An 8079-nucleotide genomic window follows, 5' to 3' on the forward strand; every position below is an offset into this window, starting at 1 on the left:
GTCTAGTAGGGCGTGCCCGAGGGATGTTCGATCGCGCGGGCGGCACTCAGACGACCACCAGACAGTTCTAGGCCGCGAGATCCGCGGGCGGCACCGGGTGACCGAGATAGAAACCCTGCCCTTCGTCGCACCCCAGGTCGCGCAGCAGGCTACAGACCTCGCTCGACTCGATACCTTCAGCAACCACTCGAAGATCGAGATTGTGAGCGAGATCGATGATCGACCGGACGATCGAGAAGTCCTTCGTGCGATGCGCCACATTCACCACAAACGATTTGTCGATCTTGAGATCGTGGACGGGAAGATCACGCAGGTAGGCCAGGGACGAGTATCCCGTCCCGAAGTCGTCCACCGAGATCCGGATTCCCTCACCGCGTAACCGGGTGATGACGCTCATCGCGTTGCGGGTGTTCACCATGACCGCGCTCTCGGTGAGCTCGAGCTCGAGCGCCCGCGGCGGCAGGCCGGTGCGATCCAGCTCCGCCCGCACGGTCGAGATCAGCTCCGCGTCGTGCAGCATCCGGGCGGAGACGTTCACCGCCACCGGCAACAGCCGGCCAGCGTCCCACCAGGAGCGCGCCTGGTCGAGCACGAGCATGAGCACCCGGCGGGTCAGCGGCTTGACCAGGTTGCTCTGCTCGGCGAAGGGGACGAAACGGCCCGGCTCGACCAGCCCGTGGGCCGGATGCTGCCAGCGGACCAGCGCCTCGACCGCTGTGGTCCGCCCGGTACGCAGGTCCACCTTGGGCTGGTAGTGCAGGACGAGCTGACCGCCGGCGATCGCCGAACGCAGGCCGCCGAGCAGCTCAAGGCGCTCCCGGCGGTTCTGGTCGGCGTCCGGGGCGTAGACGGCGACGCCGAGGGAGAGCTGCTTCGCCCGGTACATGGCCACGTCCGCGCAGCGCACCAGCGTCCCGGGATCACGTCCGTCAGCGGGGGCGAGCGTGATCCCGATGCTGCCGTCCACGTGCAGGGGCAGGGAGCCGACGTCGATGCGCTCGGCCAGCGCCGCCCGGATGCAGCCCGCGACCGCCAGCGCGTCGGCGGCACCCCCCGGTGTCGACGGGAGCAGGATCGCGAACTCGTCCCCGCCGAGGCGGGCGACCGTGTCGCTGGGCCGGGTGGCCCGGCCCAGCCGTACGGCGACCTCGCGCAGCACGTCGTCGCCCACGTTGTGACCCAACGTGTCGTTGATCTCCTTGAACCGGTCGAGATCCATCAGCAGCAGCGCGAGCCGCCCGCCGTCCCGCTCAATCTCCCCCAGCGCCCCGGAGATCCTGTCGTGCAGGAGGATCCGGTTGGCCAGGCCGGTCAGCGGGTCGTGCAGGGCCTGGCGGCGGACCTTCTGCTCGGCGTTGTGCCGTTCGATCGCCGCGGCCAGCACGTTGGCGACCGACTGGACGAAGTCCGCCTCGTCCGCGGCAAACTCCCGTGGTTGCGTCGTGTACGCCACCAGCAGCCCGAAACCGCGGCCGGCCGCTCCGACGCGGGCGGCGACACCGGCGACCCGGCCGACCCCGCCGTAGACCTCGGAGGCGCCCGGCAACGGCACACCCAGGGGTGTCACGCCATGGTCGACGACCACCGGGCTGTCCGCGGCCAGTACCCTCGCGATCACCGAGCCATGCTGCGCGACGGGTCCCAGCACCTCGCAGTACGGCACGCCCAGCGTGTCGCGCACGACCTCGGCGGCCTCCCGCCGCAGGCTGCCGACCGTCGTCCCGACGAGCGCGCGCTGGCCGAGACGGGCAACCGCCGCCTGCCGCCGTTCGGCCTGCCGCAGGTCCGTGACGTCCTGCAGCACCACCGCCAGCAGGTCCCGGGACTCCCCGACCTCGGGGATCACCGACACCCGCAGCGCCCGCTCCCGCGCGTACCCGTCGACCACCGGTCCGGCGGCCAGGCGCAGGCTCAGGTAGGCGTGCTGCGGCTGCTCGGTCCGGAGCGCCGTCGCGACCAGCCCCCACTCGCCTTCCAGGGCGGTTGCGCCGGCGTACGGCCGCAGCAGCCCGGCCAGCCGATCCAGCGGGTCACCGGCCCGCAGCCGGCCGTCGATCAGACGGTCCACGACCGGTGACGCGCGGCGGATCCGGCGCGCGCGGTCGACGAGCAGGATCCCCATCGGGAGATCGTCGACCGGGGCGCCGTCGGAGACGAGTTCCAGCAACGCCGTGTGCTCGCCGACCGTCTCGGCGTCGATGTGGCCGCGGGTCGCATCAATGATCGTTCCCAGGTTGCCCACGATCTGGCCGTCCGGGCCGCGCAGCAGGCTGGCGCGGATCCCGACGCGACGGTAGGACCCGCCCCGGGTCCGATAGCGCGTCACGTGGTGACAGTGGTCGGCACCGCCGGCCACCACCGCCATGAACAGCGCCACCGTGTGGTCGCGCTCGTCCGGGTGCACGTAGTCGAGGAAGTGCTTCCCCAGGCTGGCTTCGACCTCGAAGCCGGTCACCACCGTCCACGCGGGGTTGAGATAGGTCCAGCGGCCCTGGGCATCGGTCCGGAAGACGATCTCGGGCAGTCTGTCGAGAATGTCCCGGGCGGCACCGTCCGCGGCGGGCGGCGGAACGGCCCCTGGCGCCGGCGGGACCCTCGGCGCCGGCAGGGCCCGCTGCCGCCGGATCGTCCTCGGCCGGGCCGCGGTGAGCGGATCCGCCGCCAGCACCCTGGCGATGCCACGAACTGCGCAGCGTAGCCATCTCACGCGAAGTGTGACCATTGGAGGACATGGCGCAGCAGTATTGCGACTCACCGCGGGGTTGTAAATACTTCTGGTAGCCATAAGGCTACTATGAGACCCATGATCCGGCTACGCACAGCAATCGCGATATCTCTTGCAGCCGGCTTACTGATCATCGCCATACCCGCTCGGGCGACCGCGCCGACCAGCCGGGCCACGACGGCGGTCACCCCCGCCTGGACACGGCAGACGGACGGGACGTTTCCGCCACCCTGTACGACCGGTTCGACAGCGTGCACGGACGACGTAGTGGCTACAATGCGTAACCGGCTGCGACTACTGGAAGACCACTGCGACCCCCGCGCGTCCTTCGCCCTGGTCTACCTGCGCACGACCGAGACGTTCCGCGACGCGGCCGCGACACCGGGCTACTTCGCCGACCCCGCCTGGGCCCGGGCCGAGGCCGCGCTGTTCGCCGAGTACTACTTCCGGGCGTTCGACGGCTGGTCCGACGGCAGGCTGGCCGACGTGCCACCGGCGTGGCGGACCGCCTTCGCGGCGGCCTCGACGCCCACCGTCTCCCCCGCCGGCGACCTGGTACTCGGCATGCACACGCACATCACCCGCGACCTCCCGTTCGTCCTCGCCGCCATGGGCCTCACCGGCCCGGACGGCAGCAGCCACAAGGGCGACCACGACCGGGTCAACGAGGTCCTGGCGAAGGTGGCGGTGTCCCTGCTCACGCAGCCCGGGACACCGCTGGGCTCGCTGCCGGACGAGGCGGCGAACCGGCTCGGCACCAATCGCGAGGCCCTCGTCCCGACCCTGGTCGCCGCCCGGGAGAACGCCTGGCGGGACGCCGAGCGGCTGGTCGCCGCCCGCGACAGCCGGGAACGCGCGGTGATCGCGTGGACGATCGAGACCCGCGCCGAGGCAGGCGCCCAGGGGCTGCGGTCGCTGTTCAGCGACGCGCCCGTGCCGGCGTCCGCTGCCGCCGCCTCCTGTCCCCCCCGCTCCCCCGCCGGGGGATAACCGCCCGCGCGCCTGCCGGCGGCCGGCCGCCGCGGCTGCCGGTGGACGGGGCCGGACTTTGGCGGATTCGTCCGCGAGAGGCACACTTGAGCTCGTGGCGCACTACCGACATGGTCGAAAGGTCCCGGCACTGCCACCAGCGCAACGCCACACGATCGGGGCGTGCACGGTCATGGTCGTGTTCGCCGTCGTGGCGCTGACCGCGTGGCGGCCGGCGCTCTTCGCACTGCCGGGGTTCGTGCTGATCCTCGCGCTCGGCGGCCTGGACCGGGTGATCGTCACGGCCCGGGGTCGGTCACCAGCACCGGACCAGGCCCAGACCGGCCCTCTCGGCCTTGCCCCGTCCGGCGCCGACAGGGATGTCGACACCGACATGGCCACGATGGTGCTGCCCCGCCTGTCAGCGGTGGACGACCCGCTCACCATGCAGACGATGGTCATCGACATGCGAGAGCTGTTGGAGGACAACCCGGCCTGGATGCGCTAGGCGTCCTGGATGCGCCGCTGGGCGTCCTGGGCGTCGCCGCCCGCGCGGGCCGCGACGAGGGCGAGCACCCTGTCGGTGGCCAGCCGGACCGCCCGCGGATCACCGCCGGCGCGGCCGGCCGCGAGGCCGACGAGGAAGGCGGTCAGGGGAGCCGCGGGCCGCTCCACGGCGTGAGCCACCTCCCGGGCGAGATCGAGAACCCCCTGGACGTCGAGGAGCGCCGGGTCGAGGTCGAGCGCGCCGGCCGCGTCGACCACCCAGTCGTCAAGAGAACTCACCCGTCCATCCTGGCCCGGCGCCCCTGACCCGGCACCCCTGACCCAGCACCGTGCCCGCTCGACATCCGCGGGCCGGTCGCAGTCCAGCGTGACACGCGCGTCGGCGGGCAGCACCCGCACCGGCAGGCCGGCCAGGACGGAGCGCATCGGAACGCCGGCGGTGACCACAGGCAGCCGAGCGCGCAGCGCCGACGTCCGCCACACGCCGGTGAGGTACTGCCGGCGGCCCGCCGGGTCGGCCAGCAGGGCGCCCTGCACCTTGCCGTCGTCGACCGCCCGCACGAGCGCGTCGAGGGTCCCCGCCGTCACGAACGGGAGATCAGCGGCGAGCACCGCCACCAACGGCGCGCCCACCAGCTCGAGACCGGCGGCCAGGGCCGCGACCGGTCCCCCGCCGGGCGGTCGTTCCCGTGTCCAGACGACGTGCCGCGACGCCGCGACCGGACGCCGGGGACCGACCACGATCACCTCCTGGGCGTCGTCCACCGCGGTCAGCACACGCTCGAGCAGAGTCTTCTCACCGATGGTCAGCGCCGGTTTGTCCACTCCGCCGAGCCTGCGGGCCAGGCCGCCGGCGAGCACTACCGCGTCCCAGCCCGTCCGCCGGCCGTTCACCCGCCGATCGCCGACATCGGCCGCGCCGGCTGGGTGAACGCCGGCTGGTCGATGCCGTGCCCGGCCCGTTTGCCCCGGACCGCCCGCACCCACAACGCCGCCAGCTGCGCGTCGTCGGCCCCGGCCCGCATCGGGGTACGCAGGTCGGTCTCCTCCCGGGCGAACAGGCAGGACCGGACCTGCCCGTCAGCGGTGAGCCGGACCCGGTCGCAGGCGGCGCAGAAGGGCGCGGTCACCGAACCGACCAGTCCCACCGTGCCCGGCCCACCGTCGACGGTGAACAGTTCGGCGGGCGCGCTGCCCCGGGCGGGCAGCGGCGCGAGGGTGAACTCGCCACGCAGCCCGGCAAGGATCTCCGCGCCGGTGACCATGGCGGCCCGGTCCCAGGAGTGCTGGGGGTCGAGCGGCATCTGCTCGATGAAGCGCAGCTGGTAGCCCCGTCGCAGGCACCACCGCAGCAGATCGGGCGCCTCGTCGTCGTTGACGCCGCGCAGCAGCACCGCGTTGACCTTCACCGGTACCAGCCCGGCGGCGGCCACGGCGGCCAGCCCCGCCTGCGCGTCGGCGAGCCGGTCCCGACGCGTCAGCGCCTGGTAACGGCCGGGCCGCAGGGTGTCGAGGGAGACGTTCACCCGATCCAGCCCCGCCGCACGCAACGCCGGGGCCATGCCCACGAGCGCGATGCCGTTGGTCGTCATCGACAGCTGCGGGCGGGGGCGCAGCCGCGCCAGCCGGGCGACGAGGCCGACCAGGCCCGGCCGCAGCGTCGGCTCGCCACCGGTGAGCCTGACCTCGTCGACACCGAGCCTGGTCACCGCGATCCGCACCAGCCGGACGATCTCCTCGTCGGTCAGGATCCCCGCCCGTGGCAGCCAGGCCAGGCCTTCGGCGGGCATGCAGTAGGAACACCGCAGGTTGCAGCGATCGGTCAGCGAAACCCGAAGATCGGCGGCCACCCGGCCGTGAGAATCGCGCAGGCGCACCCACCCAGCTTAGGCCGTGCCTGACGGATGTTCGATCGCGTGGACGCCGGCCCGAAGCGCTCCGGAGATGATCCTCCCCGCCCCCGAATATCGGTGTCACACTCGGATAGGCCGACGAGGTGTGCGGATCTATGGTGGAGTGGGCACGGGGCTGGCACACAGGGCTTGGCACACACGTCGTTGGCACACGGCTTGGCACAGGGTGCCCACGACGGCGCGCCGCGGCACTGTGCGCGCCGCGCATGGCGGATACCGCGTCAGAGATATCGGCGCCGGTGGTAACAGGAGGACACAGGCGACATGCAGGTCTTCGGTGTCGACATCGGCGGTACCGGTATCAAGGGTGCACCCGTCGACATCGACGAGGGAACACTCACCGCGCCCCGCTTCCGGCTACCCACACCGCAGCCGGCACAACCGGCGGCCATATCCAAGACCGTCGCGGAAGTCGTGGCGCACTTCGGCTGGACGGGGCCGGTCGGGGCCGCTTTCCCCGCCGTCATCAAGGGCGGCGCGGCCAGGACCGCGGCCAACATCGATCCGGTCTGGGTGGGCACCGATGTCGCGGCAACTCTTGGATCGGTGCTGCCAGGCAGCCCGGGCGGGGTGGCCGTGGTCAACGACGCCGATGCCGCGGGCGTCGCCGAGATGGCCTTCGGTGCCGGCCGGGACGTCGGCGGCGTCGTGATCATGACGACTTTCGGCACCGGTATCGGCACGGCGGTGTTCCTGCACGGGCAGCTCGTTCCCAACACCGAGCTCGGCCATCTGGAGATCGGTGGGTACGATGCGGAGACGAGGGCGTCCGAGGCGGCCCGCGAACGCGACGATCTTTCCTGGGAGAAGTGGGCGAAGCGCGTCACCCGCTATCTGAATGCGCTTGAGGCGCTGCTGTGGCCGGATCTCATCATCATCGGCGGTGGCGCCAGCCGAAAATCTGATCGTTTTCTCGACCGCCTCGAGGTGAACACGAAGGTCGTCGCGGCACAACTGCAGAACGAGGCCGGAATCGTCGGCGCGGCCCTGTTCGCCGGCGCCAGCGACCAGGCCCGGCCGAAGATGACGGCCCGGCCCACGCGCCGGCGCCCGCCCGCCACCAGGCCCCCTGGCGGCCGTCGTCCCTGAAAGGCGACCCGCGGGCGCCGCCGTCGAAATGTAGCCTCGCGACCGGCTTCGCGACGATTGTCGTCTCCAAAAAGTGGCCCCGCGGCTACCGTCGTCCCCAGAAGTGGGTAGTGTCGCCATACCGGCAACTCCGGCAGAGCGTGTCGACTCGGCGAGGTGGGACACCACAGGCGCACCGATGGCAAGGTGTGGTTGTAGGGATGAACGGTGGGTTCTCGGCAGCCCAGGTACCTATCGTCACCGAACGCGCTGTGGCAGACTCGGACCACGCCGATGAGGAGGCGCCATGCGTGAGCTGCGAGCGGTCGCGCTCAGCGAGGACGGCGGCTACCTCGTACTCGCCGACACCGCCGGCGGGCCCGACGCGGAAAAGTTCCGGGTGCCGGTCGACGACCGGTTGCGGGCCACGTTGCGCGGCGCGCGGCGCAACGAGGTGCGCCAGGAAAGCGCGCTGACCCCCCGCGAGATCCAGGCCCGGCTGCGGGCCGGTGAGACCACCGCGGAGGTCGCGCGGGTCGCCGGCATCGCGGTCGAGCGGGTGGAACGCTACGAGGGCCCGGTGCTCGCCGAACGAGCCCGGGTGGTGCAGGAGGCGCGGGCCGCCCTGCTGCCGAAGGATCCCGGCGGCGCGCCCGGCCGTCCCCTCGGCGAGGTGGTGGACGCGCGGCTGCAGGCCGTGCAGGACGACCCGGAGAACGCGCAGTGGGACGCCTGGCGCCGGGTGGACGGGATCTGGCTGGTCCAGCTCACCTCGGAGAGCCGGTGCGCCCGCTGGACCTGGGATCCGGTGGTACGCCGCGTCCGCCCGCACGACGACGCGGCCCGGGCGCTGGTGGCGCCGGAGGCCCCGGCCGAGCCCGCAGCCCCGCCACCACC

7 protein-coding genes are annotated in these 8079 nt (G+C 72.3%); 4 read left to right on the forward strand and 3 right to left on the reverse strand.

The window, feature by feature from the left end:
• Positions 1 to 67: 67 nt before the first annotated feature.
• The gene (locus tag CM1CMNOD_RS16595) at positions 68 to 2668 is read right to left on the reverse strand and encodes a sensor domain-containing protein (protein ID WP_050803581.1); all 2601 of its coding nucleotides are present in this window, start codon (positions 2666 to 2668) and stop codon (positions 68 to 70) included.
• Between the two features lie 324 nt (positions 2669 to 2992).
• On the opposite strand from CM1CMNOD_RS16595, the gene CM1CMNOD_RS16600 reads away from it, so the two are divergent.
• Both CM1CMNOD_RS16600 and CM1CMNOD_RS16605 read left to right on the forward strand, forming a co-directional pair.
• Positions 2993 to 3715: a DUF5995 family protein gene (locus CM1CMNOD_RS16600; protein WP_131772779.1), complete on the forward strand. Its 723-nt coding sequence runs from the start codon at positions 2993 to 2995 to the stop codon at positions 3713 to 3715.
• Between the two features lie 172 nt (positions 3716 to 3887).
• Complete coding sequence (locus CM1CMNOD_RS16605; RefSeq protein WP_013874743.1) at positions 3888 to 4202, forward strand: hypothetical protein; 315 nt, start codon at positions 3888 to 3890, stop codon at positions 4200 to 4202.
• Here the strand turns inward: CM1CMNOD_RS16605 and CM1CMNOD_RS23290 are convergent.
• Together CM1CMNOD_RS23290 and moaA are read right to left on the reverse strand one after the other, a co-directional pair.
• The gene (locus CM1CMNOD_RS23290; protein WP_013874744.1) at positions 4199 to 5095 is read right to left on the reverse strand and encodes an NTP transferase domain-containing protein; all 897 of its coding nucleotides are present in this window, start codon (positions 5093 to 5095) and stop codon (positions 4199 to 4201) included. The genes CM1CMNOD_RS16605 and CM1CMNOD_RS23290 overlap by 4 nt on opposite strands.
• Positions 5092 to 6078 carry a GTP 3',8-cyclase MoaA gene (moaA, locus tag CM1CMNOD_RS16615; protein ID WP_013874745.1) on the reverse strand — a complete coding sequence of 329 codons (987 nt, stop codon included), beginning with the start codon at positions 6076 to 6078 and terminating at the stop codon, positions 5092 to 5094. The genes CM1CMNOD_RS23290 and moaA overlap by 4 nt, the downstream gene beginning before the upstream one ends.
• A gap of 300 nt (positions 6079 to 6378) precedes the next feature.
• On the opposite strand from moaA, the gene ppgK reads away from it, so the two are divergent.
• Entirely contained in the window at positions 6379 to 7203 is an 825-nt protein-coding gene (gene ppgK, locus CM1CMNOD_RS16620) for a polyphosphate--glucose phosphotransferase (RefSeq protein ID WP_013874746.1), read from the forward strand.
• 286 nt (positions 7204 to 7489) lie between these two features.
• On the forward strand, positions 7490 to 8079 hold a 590-nt coding region (gene sepH, locus CM1CMNOD_RS16625; protein ID WP_131774076.1), incomplete at its 3' end, for a septation protein SepH.

Origin of the sequence: Protofrankia symbiont of Coriaria myrtifolia (genome assembly GCF_900634755.1) — a bacterium.
GTDB lineage: Bacteria > Actinomycetota > Actinomycetes > Frankiales > Frankiaceae > Protofrankia > Protofrankia coriariae.

Coding starts and splice junctions, on each gene's coding strand:
- CM1CMNOD_RS16605 (WP_013874743.1), top strand. CDS start 3,888: ATGGTCGTGTTCGCCGTCGTGGCGCTGACCGCGTGGCGGCCGGCGCTC.
- ppgK (WP_013874746.1), top strand. CDS start 6,379: ATGCAGGTCTTCGGTGTCGACATCGGCGGTACCGGTATCAAGGGTGCA.